Source organism: Maribacter taeanensis, assembly GCF_047345145.1.
Taxonomy (GTDB): Bacteria; Bacteroidota; Bacteroidia; order Flavobacteriales; family Flavobacteriaceae; genus Maribacter_C.
In genome coordinates this window covers 527,073-551,327 of record NZ_JBLFER010000002.1, presented here as the reverse complement: position 1 = coordinate 551,327, position 24,255 = coordinate 527,073, and the positions used below count along the sequence as shown (strand labels likewise).

Here is a 24,255-nt window from a genome sequence, read left to right as displayed (position 1 = left end):
AACTGTAATTATTCCTATGAAACACGTTTTTATTTTTCTAGTAGCTCTGACTTTGTTACAACCTGTGGTTGCACAGCAAATCACTTGCTCCCCTGCAGACAAAAAAGCCTTTGAAAACAAAACCATCGAAATTGATGGCTTACTAGAAAATGATTTCGGAAAAACTATTGTTGCTATCGGAAAAACATTCAAGGGTATTCCTTACGTTGCAAAGACTTTAGAAATAGGAGAAACGGAATCTTTAGTCATTAATTTACAGGGGCTAGATTGTACTACTTATGTGGAAAACGTACTCGCTTTTAGTATGCTTCTAAGGGATGGAAAAGCAGATTTCGACAGCTTTACTAAAGTTTTAAAAACCATTCGGTATAAAGATGGAAAGCTTGATGGATACGGATCTAGACTACACTATTTTACAGAATGGATTCGCAACAATGAGCAAAAAGGCTTATTGAAAGACATCACATCTGAGGTAGGCGGAATTGAAATCAAAAAGGACATCAATTTCATGGGAACACATCGTGAGCTATATCCTTTTTTGAAAGACGATAAAAACTTTGAAAAAATACTTGAAACCGAAAAAGAATTGGCAAAAGAAAGCTTTTGTTACCTCCCTCAAGACCAAATCGAAGCGAACGAACATTTGATGCAAACCGGAGATATTATCGCTCTGGCAACCTCCATAAACGGACTAGATGTTACCCATACTGGAATCGCAACTCGTGAAAAAGATGGCCGTATTCATTTACTACATGCCTCAACAGGTTCAAATGAAGTAGAAGTTTCTGAGCTTCCGTTGGCGGATTATTTAAAGAAGATTAAAAAGAATACGGGGATAATGGTTGCTAGACCCTTGTAAATCAAATCCGCCAAGGTGGATTCTTTCTATTTTCTCCTCCAAAAAATAAGATGATTTGATTGTTATCCAAATCGCGTAATCTTGCTTCTCGCCACTTCCAATTTTTATCATTTGGGAGTTCTTCAAACGCAATCCCTTTTTCTAACAAAGACTTGACATGTTCATCTAAATCTGAACATTCGAAATATACATATACTCCATTTCCGCTAGGCAATTCTTCCACTTGATGAATCGAAAAGGTAGCATCTCCTTCAGGGCATTCAAATCTCGCATAGTGTGGTACGGCTTCGACAATAAGTTGAAGTCCCAATTTTTGATAAAAGGGAATTGATTTTTCTAAATCAAGAGAAGGGACTGTTATTTGGTTTAGGTTCATTTTCGAATTGTTGTTATAACTAGTTAGCCAAACCCATCAAATATTTCTTCGGCGTAGTGCCATACTTCTTTTTAAAGGCTGCAATAAAGTGACTTGCAGTGCTATAGCCCACTTTTAAACCAACTTCGTTGACATTATGTTGACCTGTTTCTAGCATTTTTCGAGCGTATTCCATCTTATAATCAAAAAGGAAGCTAAATACGGAGTCGCCATAAATTTGTTTGAAACCTTCTTTTAGTTTTTTAAGAGATAGTCCGATTTCGTCGGATAGCTCTGTAAGTGTTGGCGGTTCAGCCATTCTCGAAATCATGATTTCTTTGGCCTGACGGATACGGCGCACATTATCCTCATCTACTAAAAAAGGACATTGTTCAATATCTGCTTCCGAACCTTTATTAAAGTACAACGAAATCAACTCGTATACTTTTCCTTTGATATACAATTCCTTGATAGAGGGATGTAAATTGTAGTTCATCATCTGACTCAAAACTACCGCAATTGCAGGACTTACACCTTCCTGAGTGTAATACTTTTTATCTCTATTCTCTTCACTCAAAAATGGAATATAGCTTGCTTCCTTGGAAAAGAGCGAATGAAATTTCCGAATGGTCATTACCACAGAAACCAGCCACGAGTTAGGGTTTAATTCTAAGTTTAAGGGTAAATCCATTTGTGTGTTATACAGCAAAAGGGAGTTTTCCTCCGATACTTCCAAAGCATATCGACCATCATTAAAGACAAATTTGGCATTACCCTTCAAACAGAAGTGAAACTGAATAAAAGAACTATCGATTTCACGGCTAACCTTCTGAATATGAGCGGTATCGTTTTGAATTTTGAGTACATAAAACCCATCTTCGATTAAAACTTCCTGAAAAGAACCTTCAGCGACATTTTTTACTTCCATAGAAATCAATTTTAAATACATTTTATTTAGAAACGTTCTAAATAAAATATTACAAATCATCTGATAACCTTATAAAAATAGAGCTATTCAACGGAAATACATCGAAATACGTCTAAAAAAACCCGCATCGACACTAATTGTTCCGCTAGCGTTACTTTTTTAAGTTTGATGCTCCTATTTTTGCTTCCGTTCGGAAAAATTGCATGAAGGATTACCACATTTCAAGACACAGTTCTTTCTACACCATAGGTCTTAACTATAAAAAGGCAGATGCTGAGCTTCGCGGTCGTTTTAGTATGGAAGACACTCAGATGATTTCCCTGCTGGAAGATGCTAAGGAACAAGGCATTGATGGGCTGCTCGCTACCTCGACCTGTAACCGAACGGAACTACACGGTTTTGCGCAACATCCCTTTCAATTGATAAAATTGCTTTGCCAACATACCCAGGGCACCGTTGAAGAATTTCAAGAAGTTGCCTATGTATACAAGAATAATGATGCTATCGGTCATTTGTTCAAAGTAGGCACCGGACTTGACAGCCAAATACTTGGAGATTTTGAAATTATTAGTCAGATTAAACAGAGTTTTAATAGGTCAAAAAAGTTGGGTATTGCGAATCCGTTTATTGAGCGTCTTTGCAACTCGGTTATTCAAGCCAGCAAGCGTATCAAGAACGAAACCGAAATTTCTTCCGGAGCTACCTCCGTTGCTTTTGCATCCGTACAGTATATCATGAAGAATGTTCCTGAGATTTCAGAGAAAAATATTTTGCTCTTCGGAACAGGAAAAATAGGAAGAAACACCTGCGAAAATCTAATAAAACATACCAAAAATCCACATATCACTTTAATCAATCGAACACGTGGTAAAGCCGAGCAAATTGCTGGGAAGTTCAATCTTGATGTCAAAGATTTTGGCGATTTACAAACGGAAATCAGAAAATCAGATGTTTTAGTCGTGGCGACTGGTGCGCAATCACCAACGATTTCCAAAGAATTGATTTATACAAAGAAACCATTACTCATTTTAGATTTGTCTATCCCCAAAAATGTTGCGGATGATGTTTCTGAATTGGAAAATGTAACCACGATACATTTGGACCATCTTTCCCAAATGACTGATGAGACTTTAGAGCGACGCAAACAGTTTATTCCTCATGCGGAAGCGATAATTGAAGATATTAAAGAGGAATTTATACAGTGGTTGGAAACTCGCAAATTTGCTCCGGTTATCAAAGCTTTGAAGAAGAAGCTAAAGACCATGAAAGAAGAAGAAATGGACTATCAGTCTAAAAAGCAATCCGATTTCAACGAGGAGCAAGCTGACCTTATATCCAATCGTATCATCCAAAAAATTACCAAACAATTCGCCAATCATCTTAAAGATGACACGGTAGATGCGGATACCAGTTTGGCACTTATCAAAAAAGTTTTTCAACTAGAACTAGATTCTCAATGAGCAAAGTAATACGCATCGGTACTCGCGATAGTGAATTGGCATTATGGCAGGCAAATGCTGTTAAAGATATGCTCGAAGAATTGGGGCATCAGACCGAGTTGGTTCCAGTAAAATCTGCTGGGGATTTGGTTTTGGATAAACCACTTTATGAGCTTGGCATAACAGGAATTTTCACCAAGTCTTTGGATGTAGCCATGTTAAATGGCGAGATTGATATCGCTGTACATTCCATGAAGGATGTGCCAACCGCTTTACCAAAGGGAATTGTGCAAGCAGCCGTTTTAGAACGTGCTAACTTCATGGATATTCTTGCCTATAAAGACAACCAAGAGTTTTTAGCTCAGCCGGAAGCAATCATCGCCACCGGAAGTCTTCGAAGAAAAGCACAATGGCTAAATCGCTATCCAACACATTCCGTGGTTGATTTACGAGGTAATGTAAATAGCCGCATGCAAAAGTTAAACGACAACGATTGGAACGGTGCGATTTTCGCTGCCGCGGGATTAGACCGCATCGGACTAGAGCATGAGCATACTATCGGACTCACATGGATGATACCCGCACCCGCCCAAGGAGCAATTATGGTTGTTGCCATGGAAGCAGATGAAGAAGTTCAAGAAATTTGTGCTCAGCTAAATCACGAACGAACTGAAATCTGTGTCACACAAGAGCGCACATTCTTAAGATTGTTAGAAGGCGGTTGTACTGCCCCTATCGGTGCTTTATGCTACATCAACAATGATGATAAAGTGGTTCTAAAAGGAGTGCTATTAACGGTTGACGGTTCTAAAAAACTAGAAGCAGAAATCACCTCAAATCTTGGTGAACATCAAAACTTAGGAGTCGATTGTGCCAATAGTATTCTCGCACGTGGCGGTAAGCGATTGATGAGTGAAGTCCAAAATACTGCGCTACCAACCCATGTATATGCTACTAAAAAACTTACAGAAGCCCAAAAGCGATTATTCAACAATGCTATTGGTGTGAAGTCCGACGATTTTATTCGTGTAAGCATGAATAGGCTTTCGCCAACAATTCTAAAATCAGAATTTCAAAATGTTGTTTTGACAAGTCAGAACGCTGTGGAAGCTTTACTTTCTAGCGTTTCACCCGATGAACTAAAGTTCAAAAATATTTACTGTGTAGGCCGAAAGACAAAACGTTTAATTGAAAATAAAATTGGTCCCATTACTCAGGTAAAAAGCAATGCCAAAAAATTAGCCGAGTATCTCGTTGAATTTATGGAAGGTACAGAAGTCACCTATTTCTGTAGTAATCTTCGATTGGATGATTTGCCAACTATTTTGACTGAAAACAACATCAAGGTTACTGAAATAGAGGCTTATGAAACCAAACATGCTAAAATAGAAGTAGATGATTCTGTAGAAGGGGTTTTGTTTTATAGTCCTTCCACTGTGGATAGTTATTTACAAAACAATTCCACTGATAAGACTGCTTACTGCATTGGCGAAACTACTGCAGAGCATGCACGAACGCATTTTGATGATGTTCGGGTTGCTAAGATGCCTTCAGTGGAAAGTGTGATTGAGTTGGTGAATGAGAATTATAAAAATTAAGTAGAACATACTGTCATATCGAGCGCAGTCGAGATGCTAGAGACACCTCGTTTCGTAGCCCTTCGACTGCGCTCAGGATGACATTTAGATAATAATATGAGTATTAAGAACGATTTGTTTTTACGCGCCTTAAAAGGCGAAACCGTTGAAAGACCTCCTGTTTGGATGATGCGTCAAGCGGGACGTTATCTTCCTGAGTTTATGGAAATCAAAGCGAAATATGATTTCTTCACGCGTTGTCAAACTCCGGAGTTGGCCTCTGAAATCACGGTGCAGCCCATCCGAAGATATGGTATGGATGCCGCGATTTTGTTTTCAGATATTTTGGTGATTCCACAGGCGATGAATATTGAGGTGGAAATGAAACCTAATTTTGGTCCGTATTTACCTAATCCGATTCGTTCTCAGAAAGATTTGGATTCAGTAATCATTCCAGATGTTGAAGATGCACTTGGGTATGTTATGGAAGCCATCAAAGCGACGAAAGAAAAGTTGAATGATGAAGTCCCGCTAATCGGATTCGCAGGCTCACCTTGGACGATTCTTTGTTATTGTGTACAAGGACAAGGGAGTAAAAACTTCGATAAAGCCAAGGAATTGTGCTTTACCCAACCTGTAGTTGCGCACTCGTTACTTCAGAAAATCACAGATACTACAATTGCTTATTTAAAAGCAAAAGTAAAAGCAGGTGTAAACGCCGTTCAAGTCTTTGATTCTTGGGGAGGCATGCTTTCACCAACTGATTATCAAGAGTTCTCTTGGCAATACATTCAGCAAATTGTTGATGCTTTGAAAGAGGATGCTCCAGTAATCGTTTTTGGAAAAGGATGTTGGTTCGCTTTAGGCGATATGGCAAAATCAGGTGCTTCCGCTTTAGGTGTAGATTGGACTTGCTCTGCTAGAAACGCACGCTACCTAACTGGAGGAAACATTACGCTTCAGGGGAATTTTGACCCTTCGCGTTTACTATCGCCACCAGCAGACATAAAGAAGATGGTAACTCAGATGATTAATGAATTTGGAAAGGACAAGTATATCGTAAATTTAGGACACGGTATTCTTCCGAATGTTCCTGTGGAAAATGCAAAGGCATTTATTGATGCTGTGAAAGAGTATACCCCCAACCCCTAAAGGGGAGAAAAACTATAAAACTGAATCGTGTTCTTAGAGTTCAAAGATTATTACATTGATGCCATTCATGAAAAATATGCATGGCGCCTCTGTGATTTTTGTACTATCAATGCCGAACGTTTGCGGCGTTTCTTCCCAAAGACTTTAGAACAAAACTTGACGCCCGATTTATCAAAATATTTTGTGGAGCGAAAAATCAAGGCGTTTCAAAACAAAGAAGAATTTCTATTTGTCCTAAAGGAAAAAGAAAACCATACGCTTATCGGACTCATCTATCTCAAAGAATTGGATTGGGAGAAAAAACAAGGTGAACTTGCTTATGCCTTAGGTTATCAAGTAGAGGGCAAAGGCTATATGACTGAAACGGTCAAAGCGATTTTCAAATGGGCTTTTGAAGATCTACAGCTGGAAACACTTCAAATTATTACACACAAAACGAATACAGCTAGCGTTCGCGTTGCTGAAAAATGTGAATTTATTTGGCAGAAAGTTTTATTGGGAGAACATACTCCGCCAGGTGAAAGTCCGTTAGATATGGAACTTTACGAACTCCATAATTCTCAATAAACTATGAATATCATAGAGAAATTTGACCGGCAATTCGAATATGGTAGTATTCTAATGAACGTTTTTATCGCCTTTCAGTTCTTTATTCTTTGGAAGCAACCTCAACTAAGCGATATTGATAAAATAGCTACGCTGTCCGCATTGATGCTATTTGAATTTGTGATGGTACACTCGGGTGTTTTTATGGCCGTAATGCCGAAAAAAATGTCTCTCTTCATTCTCATTCCTTTCTATGGCGTATTCGCGTGGGCATTTAATTCTATGGTAAGTGACAACTTGATTCTGATAGCCTATGCCTTAGTAATTCTTAACCGCATGCGCTTTGCCTTTTCAGATGTTTCAAAGGAAGTTCGTAGTCGCACCATTTTAAAATCGGTTCTTTCCGCCATGATATATTTCTTTTTGTTTTTTCCAGCAGTTTTGGCAGCATCGCACATACCTAAACTAGGTTTGGATGAAATCTTTATTCAATCTTCAGGATATGGTATTTCAAACAATATAGAGGGTATATTTACGGAATTTCCCCATGCCGCAATGGCATTTGGACTTGCATACTATTGTAGCTTGGCCATCATGGAGAGTCAATTCTTAAGACGTAAGCACTCGTAAAAATTATTGAAATTATGTTTGTAAATCTTAAATTTGATAAGAATTCTACCATAAATATTCCTGAGTAATGAAAGACAAATTTTACGCATACATACAAAACCTTCAGGATACCATAACTTCCAAGTTGGAAGAAGTAGACGGCAAAGCCAAATTTCAAGAAGATATCTGGAAACGCCCAGAAGGTGGCGGTGGGCGAACGCGAGTCATAGAAAACGGAAATGTCTTCGAGAAAGGCGGCGTAAATATTTCAGGGGTTCACGGAAAATTGCCGAAAAGCATGCAAGCTTACTTCGGCGTTGAGGATGCTGATTTCTTTGCTTGTGGACTGAGTTTGGTTTTGCATCCGAAGAATCCAATGGTGCCAACCGTTCATGCGAATTGGCGCTATTTTGAAATGTATGATAAGCAAGGTAATATTGTTGACCAGTGGTTTGGAGGTGGACAAGATTTGACTCCGTACTATCTTTTTGAAGAAGATGCGGTTCATTTTCATACCGTTTGTAAAAAAGCCTGTGATGCACATCATTCGGAATTCCATTCGAAGTATAAGAGGCGATGTGATGAGTATTTTTGGAATACACATCGTAACGAAGCGAGAGGTTTAGGTGGCCTATTCTTTGATTATTGTAAAGCAACTGATGAAATGCAAATGAAAGATTGGTACAACTTTGTAACTGAGGTTGGCAACAGTTTTTTAGATGCTTATATACCAATTGTTACAAAACGTAAAAGCGTTGAATTTACATCGTTTCAGCGCGATTGGCAAGAGGTGCGGAGAGGGCGTTATGTAGAGTTCAATTTAGTACATGACAAAGGCACACTGTTCGGTTTAAAAACGAATGGACGTATCGAAAGTATCCTCATGAGTCTACCGCCACATGTGCAGTGGAAGTATGACCATCATCCGGAAGAAGGAAGCGAAGAAGCCAAGCTTTTAGAGGTATTGAAAACGCCCAAAGATTGGGTATAAATTCAACTTTCTACCATGGCTAAAAAAGGAAAAGCAAAAAATACCGTTAATAAAGCGAAACATACCAAGCTTATGAATCGAAAAAAGAATAAGCTGAAAAAAGAGGCCGAACTTCGTAAAGAACGGCTAAAAGCCATTATCAAAAAAAGCCAAGAAAACCAATAGCCCAACCAACATGCTAAAATACCTCCTAAGAATTGTACTCATAATTAATTGGAAGACCTTTCTCATCACCTTCCTAGCAATTACTTCGACAGCAATTTGTTTGCATTACGATATCAAAGCAGATTTTCCATTAACGCTAATAGGCACTGCAATCGTTTTTCCGATTGTATTTTCTATTGGAGGAGCCTATAAAAGAAGGGAAGTCGCCTTAGACGAATACGGTTCGATAAAAGCACATGGTAGGGCATTGTTCTTTGCTGTTTCGCATTGGCTTGAAAATCCACCGGAAGAATTAAAAACTGAATTAAAAGGACATCTAGAATCCCTTATGAATTCTTGTAGAGAGATTTTCACTCAGCCGGTTGACCGATTGGAGGAATACGAAAAAAATGTGTATGCTGATTTTCATTCACTATCCGTTTTTATAAAGTCCATGCGGTCACATGGCTTGCCTTCGGGAGAGGCTTCTAGGTCAAATCAGTTTTTGAGTAAAATGATGATTTCCTTCGAACGAATAAAACATATTTATCAGTATCGTACGCCTCGAACTTTACGAACCTATAGTGATATTTTTATCGTCATTCTGCCCATTATTTACGGACCTCACTTCGCTGAAAGCGTAACAAGTTATAGCTATGGGCTGCAATTTGCCGTTCCAGTTTTGTTTAGTGTGATTCTTGTGGCTCTGGATAATATTCAGTCGCATTTGGAAAATCCGTTTGACCAGCAAGGGGAAGACGATGTACATATCAACGTTGAAAAGTTTATTCGAAATTTAGAATAGCATGAGAAAAGGATGCTCGTTTTGGATACTTCTTGCTGCGCTTGTTATTATAAGTGCTTGCACTACCAAAAAATCAAAAAGCGATATTGAAGTTGTCTTTACGCAAGACACTTTAAATGTTGGCTATACCTATTGGTGGCCTCAATCAGGTCCTTTTATCGGAGCTTGCGGCGAAGAACTTTCCCTAGTTTTTGAAGGAACAGTGACGGCTCTAAAAGAACCAAACAATGACCCAGGCCCACTATACACTTCTCAAGAAGGTATTGTTGAACTTGAAAAGGTGTATAAAATCAAAGATTTGGGCGCGAATACATACACAGGACAAAAGTTTTTTACAACTGATTGCTTTTACCAAAGTGGTGTAGCAGTTGGCGACCAAGTTTTGGTTTTCTGCTACGATTATGAAGATGCGTATACTATTCCTGGAAAAAATTCCATTGTTAAAATAGAGGCAATGGATTTCTCGACGGTTTCATCTATTCGCACGTATATTGATTCGGACCAAGACCCACTTTCTATTAAAAATGATATTGAAGTATGGAAAGCACATCATCTAGATGAAAGTCTTTTGGAAATTATTGATTGTAAGGAGGAAATGAATAAAGCCATTCCGTAAGTTGTTTCCTGCCTAAGATGAATATTCAGTAACTTTGAATTCAAATACCGAACATGTATCCACTCCGAAGAAATAGACGTTTAAGAACAAATGATTCCATTCGTCATTTAGTGCGCGAAACAATCATAACTCCTAGTGACTTTCTCGTTCCATTATTTGTTGTGGAGGGAAAAGGAGTCAAAGAAGAAATCGCTTCTATGCCCAATTACTATCGACTAAGTCTTGACAATCTTGAAAAAGAGGTCAAAGAACTATGGAATATGGGACTTTGCGCCGTTCTTCTTTTTGTGAAGGTACCTGATAATTTAAAAGACAACAAAGGCACTGAGGCCTTGAATCCAAACGGATTGATGCAATTGGCCATAAAAGCAGTTAAAAATGCTTGTCCGGATATGTTGGTGATGACGGATGTTGCCCTTGACCCCTATTCTTCTCTAGGTCATGATGGAATTGTTCAAGACAGACAAATACTAAATGATGAGACTTCGGAAATTCTTGCGGAAATGAGTGTAAGCCATGCCGATGCTGGCGCAGATTTCGTGGCACCCAGCGATATGATGGATGGGCGCATTTTAACCATTCGGGAAGCCTTAGAAGATGAAGGCCATGTAAATAAGGGTATTATGAGCTATAGTGCCAAATATGCAAGCGCCTTTTATGGTCCTTTTCGTGATGCTTTAGACTCTGCTCCTGTGGATATGAAAAATGTTCCCAAAGACAAGAAAACCTATCAAATGGATTCTGCAAATCGTTTCGAAGCGATTACAGAAACCCAAGCGGATATTGACGAAGGTGCTGATATCGTAATGGTGAAACCCGGGTTAGCTTATTTGGATATTGTTCGTGAAATTAGAAATGAAGTTGATGTCCCGGTTGCAGTATATCAAGTCAGTGGTGAATACGCCATGCTAAAAGCTGCAGCTGAAAAAGGATGGTTGGATCATGATGCGGTAATGATGGAACAATTGGTTGCCATCAAAAGAGCTGGTGCCAATATCATTGCGAGCTACTTTGCAAAGGATGCTGTTCGATTGATGGGCTAACTATTTCATTTATCATTCCGAAGGGAATAAACCCTTTACGCATGAAATTTTATATTTTTATACTAATTGGTTTATTCTTCTACAAGACCCATTCTCAAAAGGCTTCACTAGAGATTGACAACTCCGTTCTCGATTTGGAACTCAGTTATGCAAATCCTTCCGAAGTAAAGCTAGATTCTGCTTATATTCATTCGAAAGTAGATTCCATTATTCATCGTGGAATCGAAAATAAAGCATTCCCTGGAGCTCAAATTCTAGTTGCTAAAAATTCAAAAATCATCTTTCATAAAGCTTACGGATTTCATACCTATAACAACAGTCAACCTGTCGCTTTAAATGACATTTATGATTTGGCGTCCGTTACTAAAATTACAGGTCCCTTACCGGCACTAATGAAATTAGTAGATGAAGGTAAATTAGATTTAGACAAACCTTTTAGCGCCTATTGGAAGCCTTGGCGGAAAGTAAAGGATAAGAAAGACTTGACTTTAAGAGAAATTTTGGCTCATCAGGCTGGATTGACTCCGTACATCGTTTTTCTTAATGAGGTACTTAGAAGAAATGGAAAAGTTAAAAGGCGGTTTGTTCGAACATCGACCTCAGCCAGATTCGGAAAGCAAGCCTATGACGGACTATTCATCAAAAATAGCTTCAAACGTAAAATGCACCGGATGATTAGTCGGTCAAAAGTATCTGAAGAAAAAAAATACCGGTATTCAGGACTAACATTCCTGATTTTTCCTCAACTCATCGAACAATTGACGGGTCAATCCTATGAAAATTACTTGGAACAGCACTTTTATAAACCGCTTGGCGCTAGCACCATGGGATTTCAGCCAAAAACTAAAGGATATTCTAATCAAATAGTTCCAACAGAACAAGACACTCTGTTTCGTAACTCACTTATCCAAGGTTGGGTGCACGATGAGAATGCTTCTTTATTAGGCGGAGTTTCGGGCAATGCAGGCTTGTTTGCTACAGCTACCGATTTAGCTAAGTTGTTGCAAATGTATATGCAATATGGGTTTTACAATGGTAAAAGATATATTTCCAATGCTACGATGAAAGCGTTTATAGAAGTACAGTATCCAGAAAACGAAAATCGAAGAGGATTGGGGTTTGACAAACCACTACTGGGTAATGATACTTTAAGTGTCAAAGAGGCTTACCCTTCCAAGATGGTCAGTCCCGAAAGCTTTGGACATTCAGGTTTTACAGGAACTTTCGTTTGGGTTGATCCGAAAAACCAAATGGTATATATTTTTCTGTCAAACCGTGTAAACCCTACAAGAGAGCATCGTAATTTGTATGAACTTAAGATTCGGGAATCAGTGCAGCAAGTTTTTTATTCCACCAGCTTACCACTAGATTGAATCCACTCGAGTACTTATTAAATTGGTATCTTCGTAATTAAAACCACCATACATGGGCCTGTTGATTTTTTACGCTGTAATTTCCATTTTCTTTTCATTTCTCTGCTCCATTTTGGAAGCTGTTTTGTTGAGTGTAAATCCAACCTTTATAAATCTCAAGAAGAAAGAAGGAAAAGCTTACGCCGCGACTTTAGAAGAACTTAAAAAAGATGTGGATAAACCCCTTATCGCCATTCTTACCCTAAATACGATTGCACATACGGTTGGTGCAATTCTAGTTGGTGTTCAAGCTAAAGCGGCCTATGCTGAAATATATGGAAATACCACCCGCTCCATTTTAGGTGTAGAATTTACGGAAGACTTGATGGTTGGGGTTGTTTCTACGATTATGACCATCTTGATTTTAGTTGCCTCAGAGATTATTCCAAAAACCATTGGAGCGACCTACTGGAAGCAACTTTCCAACTTTAGCGCCAAAACTTTGCGCATTATGGTATTGGCATTAAAATATACCGGTTTGCTTTGGGTACTGCAGCTTTTTACAAAATTGGTAGGGGGTAAAGGTCACCATGGAAGCGCACTTAGTCGGGAAGATTTCACCGCGATGGCCGATATTGCTCATGAAGATGGTGTTTTCGAAAAATCTGAATCCACCATTATCAAAAATTTATTACGATTTGATGAAGTTTTGGTGAAAGATGTAATGACCCCAAGGGCCGTCGTTAAAATGGCATCTGAAGACCAGAGCATTCAAGAATTCTTTGCCGAGAATCCTAAAGTCCGTTTTTCAAGGATTCCTGTTTACAGCCAGAAAGAAGATCATATTACCGGTTTCGTGCTTAAAAACAATGTTTTAGAGGAAATCATAAATGGTAATGGAGAAGTTTCCTTGTCTGAGATTCGCAGAGATATCTTGATTACTCAACGAAATACACCCATTCCCGAGCTATTTGAGACCTTTATTCGCAAAAGAGTACATATGGCGCTAGTAGTTGATGAATACGGCTCTGTAAGCGGCCTGGTTACGATGGAGGACATCATAGAAACCTTACTTGGCTTAGAAATCATGGACGAAAGCGACAATGTAGCTGATTTACAGGAACTGGCCCGTAAGAATTGGGAAACTAGAGCAAAGAAATCGGGATTAATAGAAAAAGAAGAATAAATCCATGGAAACCGCCTATATATCTACTCCTTTGGGAATTGCAAAATTAGAAGGCGACACAGATGGACTTTCAGCTATATCAGTTTTAGATACAGAAGAGACACTTACCGATGTGATTCCGGAAGTGCTTGAAGATGCCGTTTACCAATTGAACGAATATTTTGAAGGGCAACGCGAAAATTTCAATCTTCAACTGAAACCTCAAGGAACTCCTTTTCAACAGGGAGTTTGGAAAGAACTTCTCAATATTCCCTATGGGAAAACCATGTCTTATTTAGAACTTTCCAAAAAACTTGGTGATGTAAAGGCAATACGTGCCGTTGCCGCCGCAAATGGAAAGAATCCGCTATGGATTATTGTGCCCTGTCATCGTGTAATTGGAAGTGATGGTTCGCTAACGGGATATGCTGGCGGATTACATCGTAAAAAGTGGCTTTTAGCACATGAAAATCCTGTGAAGCAAGGTTCTTTATTTTGATAATTACCGACTGATAAGTCTTTTTACAAATTAAAAAAGCTTCTCACTCCTTTAGATATATAGCTTTATAAAAAAGGTATGCATGCACTATTTAAGTCAAAACAAACTTGTAAGTCAGTTCTTTCTTTTTAAGTAGGAAATTACATTATTATTTATTTCTCCGGTTTTACTTTGTATATTTAATGGTCAAACTAGCACCAAAACATGCTTACAAGAATCAATTTAGAACATATTCTTTTTCTCGATATCGAAACTGTTCCTGAAACAGAATCTTTCGATGAACTTGATGACGAGAAAAAAGCACTTTGGGAGCAAAAGTCAAAGTACCAACGTAAAGATGAATTTACTCCAGAGGAGTTCTATGAAAGAGCAGGTATTTGGGCTGAATTCGGTAAGATTATATGTATATCGGTTGGGTATTTCAACTTTAAAGGAGACATACGCACCTTCAGAACCACCACTTTTCATGGCGATGAGGTAAAGCTCCTAAAAGAGTTCAAAAACTTACTGATTACCCATTTCAGTAGCACAAAACACCTATTATGTGGCCATAATGCCAAGGAGTTTGATTTCCCTTATATCGCAAGGCGGATGATTATACATGACATGGAACTTCCCTATAAACTGAATCTTTTTGGTAAAAAACCATGGGAAATTCCACATTTAGATACCATGGAACTTTGGAAATTCGGCGATTACAAGCATTTTACTTCCCTCAAATTACTGGCGAATATTTTAGGCATACCTTCTCCTAAAGAAGATATCGACGGCAGCATGGTAAGGGAAGTGTACTATGAAGAAAAGGATCTTGATAGGATTATTACCTACTGCGAACTAGACGTGGTTACCACAGCACAGGTTTTTCTTAGACTTAGGGGAGATGACTTATTAGTGGCTACTGAATTAAAGAAGGTTTAACATCGAGGAATCTATGTAAGAAATACTTCTTTGCTATATTTGCCCCCTTAAAATTTAGCTATGACAAAGTACTCCCTGTTCGCCGCTCTATTACTCCTTATTATTTCTTGTAATGACGATAAAAAAGTAGAACAAATTGATTTTACAGCACAAAATGAAGAAGAAATTCTAAAATACATCGCTGATAATAATCTAACCGCCCAAAAAAGTAGTACCGGCTTACATTATGTTATCGAAGAGTTAGGCACGGGCCAACAGCCCAGTGAAAACTCAGACGTAACCGTTGCCTATAAAGGCTTCTACTTGAATAAATCTGTGTTTGACGAAAGTGATTCCGAAGGCATCTCGTTTAACTTGCAGCAAGTCATTAAAGGCTGGACTGAAGGTATTACCTATTTCAAAGAAGGAGGTAACGGCATCCTTTTGGTTCCCTCTCATTTAGGTTATGGTAGTTTTGATACTAGAGGAATTCCTGGGGGTTCAGTTCTTGTCTTTGAGGTAAGCTTGATTTCTGTAAACTAGAATTACGGCCAAAAATGCTATCCATTGTATTTTAATTGAATATACACTGGAAAGTGATCGCTATAGCCCCCAATGTATTTTCGGCCAGCATACGTTCTATAGGGTGTGCCCTTAAACTTCCCTTTGAACTCGGTTAAAAAGGCTTCATCAAAAATATTAGCATGAGCAAAACTGTGCGTGCCTTTTTCATAATTCAATAAATTATGAGAGACCATGATTTGGTCAAACAACATCCAAGTCTGTTTATAATTCGCACTACCGCGTTCAGGGCTGAGTAACTTTTCCATAGGGTTGTATAAATGATCACACTCCATAAGCGATTGTATACTTTCTGAATCAGGGCCATCATTAAAGTCACCCATTACGATATAATTGGGGCTTTCAACCTTAGCCTCTATCTTCGCCATATATTCCTTTATGGTTTCGGCTGCTTTAACTCTTTTGGAACTAGTTTCGTCCTGACCATCTCTTCGAGAGGGCCAATGATTAACAAAAATGTGTACTTCTTCCTTATTTAGTTTCCCCTTTACATATAAAATATCTCGAGTGGTATCTCTTCTTCCGTCCTTTTCGAAAATCATCAAAGTAATAGGCTCTGAATACAGTACTTCGAAATTTGATTTTTGATAAATAAGTGCGGTATCGATACCTCTCTCATCTGGAGAATCATAATGCACATATCCATAGTCAATATCGCGAAGGGGTTCTGCACCAATTAAATCTTCGATTACTTTCTCATTTTCAACCTCTGCAATTCCCAATAATACTGGAGGGTTTTTAGTAGATGTGTCTCCAATTTCAGAAATAGTCTTGGCCAATTTGTACAGTTTACGCTTATAGCGTTTCATTGACCATTTCTTGAAACCTGTAGGTGTGAAGTCGTCGTCCAAAGTATTTGGATCGTCGTTGGTGTCAAACAGATTTTCTAGGTTATAGAAACCTATTGTGAAAATGTTCTTTCCCTTTTTCTTCTTAAAGAATGAGAAAATCATGGTTTTTATCGTTGGGGAATCAAATTTACAAAAATCGTTACCTAGATTTGCACTTTAAACTAGGTTTATGCTGGAAAAGAAGTCGATAGATTATGAGAGGGCGGTACTTATTGGTATCATGAACCGCGAACAGAATGAGGAAAAGGTTACCGAGTATCTTGACGAGCTTGAGTTCTTAACCTATACTGCAGGAGGTGAGGTATACAAACGCTTCGTTCAACGTATGGATGTGCCCAACCCAAAAACCTTAATTGGTAGTGGTAAGATGCTAGAGGTAGAAGCCTATGTTGAAGAACATGAAATTGGTTCTGTAATCTTCGATGATGAACTTACACCCGCACAACAACGTAATATTGAAAAACAATTACGCTGTAAGATCATCGATCGCACGAGCCTTATTCTTGACATTTTCGCGCAACGGGCACAAACAAGTTATGCTCGTACACAGGTTGAGTTGGCACAATATGAATATCTGCTTCCAAGATTAACCGGACTATGGACACATCTTGAACGTCAAAAAGGGGGTATTGGAATGCGTGGCCCTGGTGAAACGGAAATTGAAACAGACAGACGTATTGTTCGTGATCGCATTTCCCTACTGAAAAAGAAATTGACCAAAATCGATCGCCAAATGGAAACCCAGCGAGGTAATCGCGGTGCCTTAGTACGGGTTGCGCTTGTAGGCTATACAAATGTTGGTAAATCGACACTAATGAATGTGGTAAGTAAAAGTAAGGTGTTTGCAGAGAACAAGCTGTTTGCAACCCTAGATACGACAGTTCGTAAAGTCGTATTGGGCAACCTTCCATTTCTTCTAAGTGATACTGTGGGTTTTATTCGCAAGCTTCCCACACAACTCGTGGAGAGTTTCAAAAGCACCTTAGACGAAGTTCGTGAAGCCGACTTGCTATTGCATGTAGTCGATATATCACATCCGCAATTTGAAGAGCATATAGAATCAGTGAACAAAATTTTGGCTGAGATCAAAAGCTCTGATAAAAAAAGCATTATGGTCTTTAATAAGATAGATCAATACGAATATGAGACCATTGATGAAGATGATCTTGTGACTGAAAAAACCAACAAACACTTCACCATCGAAGAGTGGAAACAAACTTGGATGCAAAAAGTTGGTGATCGTGCTTTGTTCATTTCCGCTTTAAACAAAGAGAACCTCGATGAGTTTCGAAAAAGAGTCTATAATGAGGTACGCGATATTCACGTAACTCGTTTTCCTTATAACAACTTCCTCTACCCTGAAAATTTAGATGAGTATCAGTAGGGCAAAACTTCGCTGATGGCGAGGTCGGGCTTTTCACTATATTTTTTAGACAGTAAAAGTCTAAAAAAGATGTCACTGTAATACCTTTTGCAAAAAACATTCCTTCATTTTCCTACATAAAAGTGCAGTTCATCGAAGAAACAAAACCTCTTATATTTTTCACAACATTGCAGCATAACTTCACAACAATAATTTAGTAGAATCACAAAACCAATATACCTTTACTTTGTAATTAAGTAATAGCACTAATCCCAAATCAATACTTTTAATCTAAAAGCTTAATAAATACCAAACCAAGCTTACCCAAACCTACTTGATAAAAACGCCCTCCATTCTGGAGGGCTTTTTTATTGGAAATATTTCATTAATCATATCATTAATAAATAGCATTTTTAAAACCCTTAAGTGCTCTTCATCGAATAAGAAAAACCATTCATCCGACACACAACATTGTGGCCTTAGTTCACAACATTAATTTAGCAGAATCACAAAACCAATATATCTTTACATTGTAATTAAGTGATAGTATTGACCCCAAATCATCCCTTGAACTTAACCGAAATCTGAAAGCTTAAACTGATTTTAATCGGAACTCAAATTTTACGATAAACCTACTTAGTAAAAAAAGCCCTGAATTACTTCAGGGTTTTTTTATTGGTTATCAGCTACTTCATATTTGTCTTCTATATAATTTGAATGTATTTCATCGATCAAACCACACGTTTTAACGCAATTCACAACAGCTATTGATTCATTCACAACAAAAATTTATGGGTGCGCCAGATGAAATTTACATTCGTCATGTATTTGAGATTTAGTGTAATGTCCCAATGAAACTAATCTTAGCCGAAAATTCTAATTATTTGGATTACGCTCAAGTGCAAACTTGACGTAAAATTTGATTTTATTGACTGTAACAACCAAATTTACGAATCCTACTTAACTAAAAACGCCTCGACAATGTCGAGGCGTTTTACTTTTTAAACTAGTTTTCTATCTACAAAGAATAGTTCAAGCCGAATAACCAGTAGCTCTGTACAGGATTATCTACATTACCAAATGTCGGTGTCGGTGTTAAACTTTGACCGAGTGCATTTGCCAAAGCTTCTTGTTTGTTATTTCTTAGACCAAACTCGAAACCGAGTCCGATTCCTTTCCAAAGTGTATATCCAAAAGAGTTGATCCATGTCCAGTTAGATAAATCACCGCTGCTGTAACTTTGAAAAGTCGAGAAGTTTGTTTTAAAATTAACTGCTCCTATTTGTCTCGTATAATCAACAACAATTTTTGCTCCTAATGAAGATTCAAATACAGCATCGTTATCAGAAAATACAAAGTTGTAGTTTAAGGGATGGATTACAACGACCATATTTTCAATCGGCAGCCAAGTGGCACCAACACCAAAATCAAGATAGCCGGGATTGTTGAAATTATTGATAATAGAAGTTCTGTATTCCGCCAAAGCAGAAACAGCAAACTTTTTACTCAAGTTATACCCAAAAAGTGAGGTGAGGTTAAACACATCAGTAGTACCGTTGAAACTGTCATCATCGGTATCAATATCCTTATTATCTATTTTCACCCAATTCAGGTTGACATTTAAGCCATTATTCCAGAAGTATTTTTCCTGTTTTAAGTTCGCAAAACCATTTACAGTAACTCCAATATTTCCTGAAGAGTTATTTGGAGTTCCTTGTCCATACCAATTTTTAGAACCTGCAAGGTTCGCTCCAAGGGTTCCGAACATTCCTTTTCTCCAGCCGGGCAATCCATCAATTTCACCTTGAATGGCATCGATTCTTCCTTGAATGGCAGCAATAGAATCTGCTTTTGGGCCTAACATCGCTTTTAGCTCATCTGCTTTTTGCATATCATCTTGGGCATAGGTAAAAGCCCCAATCAATATTGTTAATGCAACAAAAAGTACTTTTTTCATAATGTTTAAGTGTTTAAGTGTTGTTATGAGTGACAAATGTAAGAATTGTTACCATAAAATAAATAAGAAGGAAATTATTTCTTCTTGAAAAGCGGTACTGAAGAACAAGCTTCACCGTACATAACGCTCTTAGCAACTGTCTGTATTTTTGCTGTAGCCCATATATAAGCGTTAGGTGGAACCGGCTTATTACTGCATCCTTTAATGATTACAGGCTTGTCTTGAAAAGGAGTGACATCTATTTTTTCTATTGCTAACTGGTACAGTGAGGTTTCTAATTGTTCAAGATTGCCGGCTACCACCTTTTTTGTGTAAGGTTGCAATTTCGAAGCTATCAACATATTCGCCCAACCGGGAATAATAGCATCCGTAGAGCAGGTTAGTGCAACAAAAGCGTCTTGGTATTTACTCCAATCGTGTTCAGAAACATGATCCCTAAATTCCTTTTCCTTTAGTATAAAACCTTCATACAGCCAGTCTTTGACATCTAAAACCGCACGTTCTCCTTCGGTATAGTAATCCTCTAAATCGAAAGTGATGAGTTTGCTTTGCGCAACTCTGTTTATGATTTCGTCTGGCATGATGTATTCTTAAAAAACATTTGAGTCTGCCCTTCGACTGCGCTCAGGGTGGCAAAACAAGGTTAAAGTAACCCAAGTTCTAGTTTGGCTTCTTCACTCATTAAGTCTTGCGTCCATGGCGGGTCAAAAGTAATTTCTACCTCAGCGTCTTTTACCATATCTAAGGATTTCACTTTCTCTTCAACCTCAACAGGAAGTGTTTCTGCCACCGGACAATTAGGAGAAGTTAGTGTCATTAGTATTTTAACGTCATTTTCTTCATTGACCAAAACGTCATATATCAATCCTAATTCGTAAATATCAACAGGAATCTCGGGGTCGTAAATTGTCTTGATAACACCTACTATCTTATCCCCAAGTTCTTGGGTATCTATTGTTGTCTCTTCGCTCATATTACTCTTAATTTAACTGTGTTTGATAGGCCACAGCATACAATTTTAATTGTTTTATCATGCTCACCAAGCCATTGGCTCTTGTGGGTGATAAATGTTCTTTCAATCCGATTTCATCAATAAAATCAGTATTTGCCTCAATAATATCCGCGGGCTTTTGATTACTAAATGCTCGTATTAAAATGGCTATGATTCCCTTGGTAATTATAGCATCACTATCCGCAGTGAAAACTAATTTATTATCTTCTAACTCCGCATGCACCCAAACCTTACTTTGACAACCTTTTATGATATTATCATCGGTCTTGTATTGCTCGTTGATTAGCGGAAGTGATTTCCCCAAGTCAATCATGTATTCGTAGCGCTGCATCCAATCTTCGAACATGGCAAATTCATCTACGATTTCTTCCTGAATATCTTGTATCTGCATATGACCATCTTAATCTCCAAAAAAAGAGATAAATTATTGTGCAAAAATACGATAAGAATATCGGCTATTCAACAGTTTCCGACAATGCGAGTATTTGACTGATTAATGGTTCAAATAATTCGGGAACATTACTATAATCTATCTTGAACACCATATCTTTTGAGTCGTCAATTCCTTTAATCGTCAAAGTCGATCCAATAGCAGCATCTATACTCAGTTTTTCAGAATCAAAACTTTCAGTCTGGGCTGGAAGAGCTTGACAGCGTTTTAAAAGGGCTTCCCATTCATCTTTTGGCATTTCAACTTCGGTTCTATTTTCGGAAGACCTGTTTTCAAGAACCGAAATTTTTTGTTTACTCAATTCAATATCCTTGTATAACCCCCTAGAAGAAGCCAGATAGGTTATCTTAATCTCATTTGGAACTTGTTGCGCCGAACATCCTGAGATTATCATTAAAACCAGTATACCTAGATAATATTTGCTTTTCATCATAAGCCAAAGTAAAAAAAAGACACCTTAATAGGTGTCTTTTTATGATTATATTATGGTAATAATACGGTTAGCTGCCTAAAAAACTTGCTCTAGCTCCACCTGGCGCAAAAATAGCTCGCATTCTAGATTTCTGCCCTTCTGAGAACATATACATACAAGCATCGTCAACATAATCCATATAATTCATTGTCATATCATTCGAACGACAGTTAACTGTTGGATATGAAGGACAACCATAGTTAGGTGCATCAGAGCTAGGTGTATCTGCAACAAAGTCGTCACGCTTACATCTACCATCTCCCCAAATATGTCTCAGATTGGCCCAATGTCCTACTTCATGAGTCATAGTTCTACCACCATTAAATGGTGCTGAAACAAACCCTGTAGTGCCAAAAAACTGAGGTGAAACTACTACGCCATCTGTCGAAGCGCTGCCTCCAGGAAACTGAGCATAACCTAAAATTCCTCCACCAATATTACAAACCCACATATTCAAATGTGTTGCAGGAGATACTACATCAGAACCTCCGTTTGCCGAAGATTTCATGGCGTCATTGGTTCCCCAAGAAGTTCGAGAAGAAGAAACACGGATTACTTGGTCAAGAGTAAAATTAAAGTCAGAATCAGCAACACGACCTGCGAATTCAGAAGGTACTTGATTTACATCACCATTCGTTGCGTTGAAATCTTTATTCAAGACGGCTATCTGAGAATTAATTTGTGCATCACTTATGTTTTCGTTGCTATTGCTATAAATAACATGAACCACTACAGGAATATTTATTACTCCTAAACCGTCATCGACTGGGTCTCCGCCGCCGTCTCCGTCACCACCACCACCTCCATTACCATTTCCGTTACCATTACCTGGCTTGTCTGGTTTTTTAGATGCAATAAATTTTCTTGCATGTTTTTCAATGTCATACATTCTTTTTTCAAGACCCTTATTAGCCTTAAGGTTCTTATTCAGCACACGCATTGTTGCACAATCTTTGCTATTATTCCCTTTCGAGGAAAGGTCATTCTCCACTTCGTCTGTATAAACATAAAAATCACTCATGTCTACCTGAACTTCTTGAGCCAAAATTTCGTTTTGTGGGTCAGTTGTGTCTTGTTCGCAGGATACCAACACCAGTGTCGATACTGCTAAACTAAAAAGTACTTTTTTCATTTAAAAGGGGTTTTTTTAAGTTAATGTGATGCGAATATATAATTTTTTAACAAATCATTAAGTAATTGTTAATTTATTTGTTAAATCCCCAAATAAACGACAATGTAATTCGTCGATGCAACCTAACATTATGTAGGGTAATGCTTACCAAAAAGTTATAAACAATTCAAGAGGTAATTAAAAAGAAAAGCGGAACAATGTCAGAGCAACATGTTTTTTGCTCTATTGACTCCCTCTACCAAAACATCAACTTCTTCTTTGGTATTATAGAAACAGAAGCTTGCACGAACCGTTCCAGGAATTTTGAAGAAGTCCATAATAGGTTGGGCGCAGTGATGACCTGTTCTAACTGCAATTCCTAATTTATCTAAAATAGAACCAATATCATACGGATGAACTCCTTCAATATTAAAAGATATCACAGAGGTTTTATCCTTTGCCGTTCCGTAGATTTTCAACTTGTCTATTTCGAGTAATTTTTGGGTAGCGTATTCTAAAAGCTCGTGCTCATACTTTGCTATATCATTGAATCCGATGGAATTCATATAATCTAACGCAGCTCCAAAAGCAATACCTCCACAGATATTAGGCGTACCCGCTTCAAATTTATGCGGCAAATCTGCATAGGTCGTTTTTTCAAAAGTTACCTCAGCAATCATTTCTCCGCCACCTTGATAAGGAGGTAATTTGTTCAGCCATTCTTCTTTGCCGTAAAGCATTCCAGCTCCCGTTGGTCCGCAAACTTTGTGCGCTGAAATCGTATAAAAATCAACATCTAACTTCTGTACATCAGCTACGATATGAGGTGCTGCTTGTGCGCCATCAACTAAAACGGCAGCACCAACTTTATGTGCCTTCTCAATGATTTTCTCTATGGGATTTATTGTTCCTAATGCATTTGAAATATGATTGCAGAAAACAAGTTTCGTTTTGATAGATAGGAGTTTGTCATATTCATCCATCAACAATTCACCCTCTTGATTCATGGGAATCACTTTCAATACCCCTCCCGTACGTTCACAAAGCATCTGCCAGGGAACGATATTGGAGTGATGTTCCATCGCCGAAACTAAAATCTCATCTCCTTTTTTAATAAGAGAAGAAAACCCGTTTGCTACAATATTGATGCTGTGCGTTGTACCAGATGTGAAAATGATTTCATGGGCTTTGGAAGCATTAAAATGTTTCTGAATTTTTATCCGAGCCTCTTCGTATTTGTCAGTTGCTTCTTGAGACAAAGCATGCACTCCTCTATGGATGTTTGCGTTGTAATTTTGATAGTAATCAGCTATAACATCAATCACTTGTTGCGGAGTTTGGGAAGTAGCAGCGTTGTCTAGATAAACCAGAGGTTTTCCATTTACCTCGCGATTTAGAATAGGGAAATCTTTACGGATTTTCTGTACGTCGAACATAGCAATAGTATTGATTTACAAAGATACCTACTATGTTGTAAAA

27 protein-coding genes are annotated in these 24,255 nt (G+C 38.1%); 17 read left to right on the top strand and 10 right to left on the bottom strand.

All coding sequences use genetic code 11. The features are described from left to right. The first annotated feature begins 16 nt into the window (after positions 1-16). A complete protein-coding gene (locus ACKWCD_RS08315; protein ID WP_413983478.1) occupies positions 17-859 on the top strand; it encodes an N-acetylmuramoyl-L-alanine amidase-like domain-containing protein in 843 nt (280 codons plus the stop codon). Between the two features lies 1 nt (position 860). Here ACKWCD_RS08315 and ACKWCD_RS08310 read toward each other — a convergent pair whose 3' ends face one another. Further along, entirely contained in the window at positions 861-1,235 is a 375-nt protein-coding gene (locus ACKWCD_RS08310) for a VOC family protein (RefSeq protein ID WP_413983477.1), read from the bottom strand. Between the two features lie 19 nt (positions 1,236-1,254). Then, entirely contained in the window at positions 1,255-2,142 is an 888-nt protein-coding gene (locus tag ACKWCD_RS08305; protein WP_413983476.1) for a helix-turn-helix transcriptional regulator, read from the bottom strand. Positions 2,143-2,345: 203 nt separating this feature from the next. Between ACKWCD_RS08305 and hemA the strand changes: the two genes are divergently transcribed. The 15 genes from hemA (at position 2,346) to ACKWCD_RS08230 (ending at position 15,520) form a co-directional block, all read left to right on the top strand. Beyond that, a complete protein-coding gene (gene hemA, locus ACKWCD_RS08300; protein ID WP_413983475.1) occupies positions 2,346-3,602 on the top strand; it encodes a glutamyl-tRNA reductase in 1,257 nt (418 codons plus the stop codon). Further along, complete coding sequence (gene hemC / locus ACKWCD_RS08295) at positions 3,599-5,179, top strand: hydroxymethylbilane synthase (protein ID WP_413983474.1); 1,581 nt, start codon at positions 3,599-3,601, stop codon at positions 5,177-5,179. Before hemA ends, hemC begins: the two co-directional genes overlap by 4 nt. Positions 5,180-5,275: 96 nt before the next feature. Beyond that, positions 5,276-6,310 (top strand): uroporphyrinogen decarboxylase, encoded by a 1,035-nt coding sequence (hemE, locus tag ACKWCD_RS08290; RefSeq protein ID WP_413983473.1) that lies wholly within the window; start codon positions 5,276-5,278, stop codon positions 6,308-6,310. 27 nt (positions 6,311-6,337) lie between these two features. Then, positions 6,338-6,877 (top strand): GNAT family N-acetyltransferase, encoded by a 540-nt coding sequence (locus ACKWCD_RS08285; protein ID WP_413983472.1) that lies wholly within the window; start codon positions 6,338-6,340, stop codon positions 6,875-6,877. A gap of 3 nt (positions 6,878-6,880) precedes the next feature. Continuing rightward, on the top strand, positions 6,881-7,486 hold the full coding sequence (locus ACKWCD_RS08280; protein ID WP_413983471.1) for a hypothetical protein: 606 nt from the start codon (positions 6,881-6,883) through the stop codon (positions 7,484-7,486). Positions 7,487-7,553: 67 nt separating this feature from the next. Then, a complete protein-coding gene (hemF, locus tag ACKWCD_RS08275) occupies positions 7,554-8,456 on the top strand; it encodes an oxygen-dependent coproporphyrinogen oxidase (RefSeq protein WP_413983470.1) in 903 nt (300 codons plus the stop codon). 15 nt (positions 8,457-8,471) lie between these two features. Next, positions 8,472-8,621, top strand: coding sequence for a hypothetical protein (locus tag ACKWCD_RS08270; protein WP_413983469.1), 150 nt, complete (start codon positions 8,472-8,474; stop codon positions 8,619-8,621). Positions 8,622-8,631: 10 nt separating this feature from the next. Then, positions 8,632-9,405 (top strand): hypothetical protein, encoded by a 774-nt coding sequence (locus ACKWCD_RS08265; RefSeq protein ID WP_413983468.1) that lies wholly within the window; start codon positions 8,632-8,634, stop codon positions 9,403-9,405. A 1-nt stretch (position 9,406) separates the two neighbouring features. Then, positions 9,407-10,021 carry a hypothetical protein gene (locus tag ACKWCD_RS08260; protein ID WP_413983467.1) on the top strand — a complete coding sequence of 205 codons (615 nt, stop codon included), beginning with the start codon at positions 9,407-9,409 and terminating at the stop codon, positions 10,019-10,021. A gap of 53 nt (positions 10,022-10,074) precedes the next feature. Continuing rightward, entirely contained in the window at positions 10,075-11,064 is a 990-nt protein-coding gene (gene hemB, locus ACKWCD_RS08255; protein ID WP_413983466.1) for a porphobilinogen synthase, read from the top strand. A gap of 41 nt (positions 11,065-11,105) precedes the next feature. Continuing rightward, positions 11,106-12,437, top strand: coding sequence for a serine hydrolase domain-containing protein (locus ACKWCD_RS08250; protein ID WP_413983465.1), 1,332 nt, complete (start codon positions 11,106-11,108; stop codon positions 12,435-12,437). A gap of 52 nt (positions 12,438-12,489) precedes the next feature. Next, positions 12,490-13,602, top strand: coding sequence for a CNNM domain-containing protein (locus ACKWCD_RS08245; RefSeq protein WP_413983464.1), 1,113 nt, complete (start codon positions 12,490-12,492; stop codon positions 13,600-13,602). Positions 13,603-13,606: 4 nt separating this feature from the next. Continuing rightward, on the top strand, positions 13,607-14,080 hold the full coding sequence (locus tag ACKWCD_RS08240) for a methylated-DNA--[protein]-cysteine S-methyltransferase (protein WP_413983463.1): 474 nt from the start codon (positions 13,607-13,609) through the stop codon (positions 14,078-14,080). 204 nt (positions 14,081-14,284) lie between these two features. Further along, on the top strand, positions 14,285-14,998 hold the full coding sequence (locus ACKWCD_RS08235) for a 3'-5' exonuclease (protein WP_413983462.1): 714 nt from the start codon (positions 14,285-14,287) through the stop codon (positions 14,996-14,998). 60 nt (positions 14,999-15,058) lie between these two features. Beyond that, positions 15,059-15,520, top strand: coding sequence for an FKBP-type peptidyl-prolyl cis-trans isomerase (locus tag ACKWCD_RS08230; RefSeq protein ID WP_413983461.1), 462 nt, complete (start codon positions 15,059-15,061; stop codon positions 15,518-15,520). 17 nt (positions 15,521-15,537) lie between these two features. Here ACKWCD_RS08230 and ACKWCD_RS08225 read toward each other — a convergent pair whose 3' ends face one another. Further along, entirely contained in the window at positions 15,538-16,512 is a 975-nt protein-coding gene (locus ACKWCD_RS08225) for an endonuclease/exonuclease/phosphatase family protein (protein WP_413983460.1), read from the bottom strand. Between the two features lie 67 nt (positions 16,513-16,579). Here ACKWCD_RS08225 and hflX point away from each other — a divergent pair, with 67 nt between their 5' ends. Continuing rightward, positions 16,580-17,794, top strand: coding sequence for a GTPase HflX (gene hflX / locus ACKWCD_RS08220; protein ID WP_413983459.1), 1,215 nt, complete (start codon positions 16,580-16,582; stop codon positions 17,792-17,794). A gap of 997 nt (positions 17,795-18,791) precedes the next feature. Here the strand turns inward: hflX and ACKWCD_RS08215 are convergent. The 7 genes from ACKWCD_RS08215 to ACKWCD_RS08185 all read right to left on the bottom strand — a co-directional run bounded on the left by ACKWCD_RS08215 (position 18,792) and on the right by ACKWCD_RS08185 (position 24,212). Beyond that, complete coding sequence (locus ACKWCD_RS08215; RefSeq protein ID WP_413983458.1) at positions 18,792-19,730, bottom strand: DUF3078 domain-containing protein; 939 nt, start codon at positions 19,728-19,730, stop codon at positions 18,792-18,794. A 74-nt stretch (positions 19,731-19,804) separates the two neighbouring features. Then, positions 19,805-20,311 (bottom strand): DUF2480 family protein, encoded by a 507-nt coding sequence (locus ACKWCD_RS08210; RefSeq protein ID WP_413983457.1) that lies wholly within the window; start codon positions 20,309-20,311, stop codon positions 19,805-19,807. 62 nt (positions 20,312-20,373) lie between these two features. After that, entirely contained in the window at positions 20,374-20,703 is a 330-nt protein-coding gene (locus tag ACKWCD_RS08205) for a DUF59 domain-containing protein (protein ID WP_138656766.1), read from the bottom strand. A 7-nt stretch (positions 20,704-20,710) separates the two neighbouring features. Next, positions 20,711-21,133 carry a SufE family protein gene (locus ACKWCD_RS08200; protein ID WP_413983456.1) on the bottom strand — a complete coding sequence of 141 codons (423 nt, stop codon included), beginning with the start codon at positions 21,131-21,133 and terminating at the stop codon, positions 20,711-20,713. A 64-nt stretch (positions 21,134-21,197) separates the two neighbouring features. After that, positions 21,198-21,626, bottom strand: coding sequence for a hypothetical protein (locus ACKWCD_RS08195; RefSeq protein WP_413983455.1), 429 nt, complete (start codon positions 21,624-21,626; stop codon positions 21,198-21,200). Positions 21,627-21,693: 67 nt separating this feature from the next. Next, entirely contained in the window at positions 21,694-22,797 is a 1,104-nt protein-coding gene (locus tag ACKWCD_RS08190) for a zinc metalloprotease (protein WP_413983454.1), read from the bottom strand. 200 nt (positions 22,798-22,997) lie between these two features. Beyond that, complete coding sequence (locus ACKWCD_RS08185) at positions 22,998-24,212, bottom strand: aminotransferase class V-fold PLP-dependent enzyme (RefSeq protein ID WP_413983453.1); 1,215 nt, start codon at positions 24,210-24,212, stop codon at positions 22,998-23,000. Positions 24,213-24,255 lie beyond the last annotated feature (43 nt).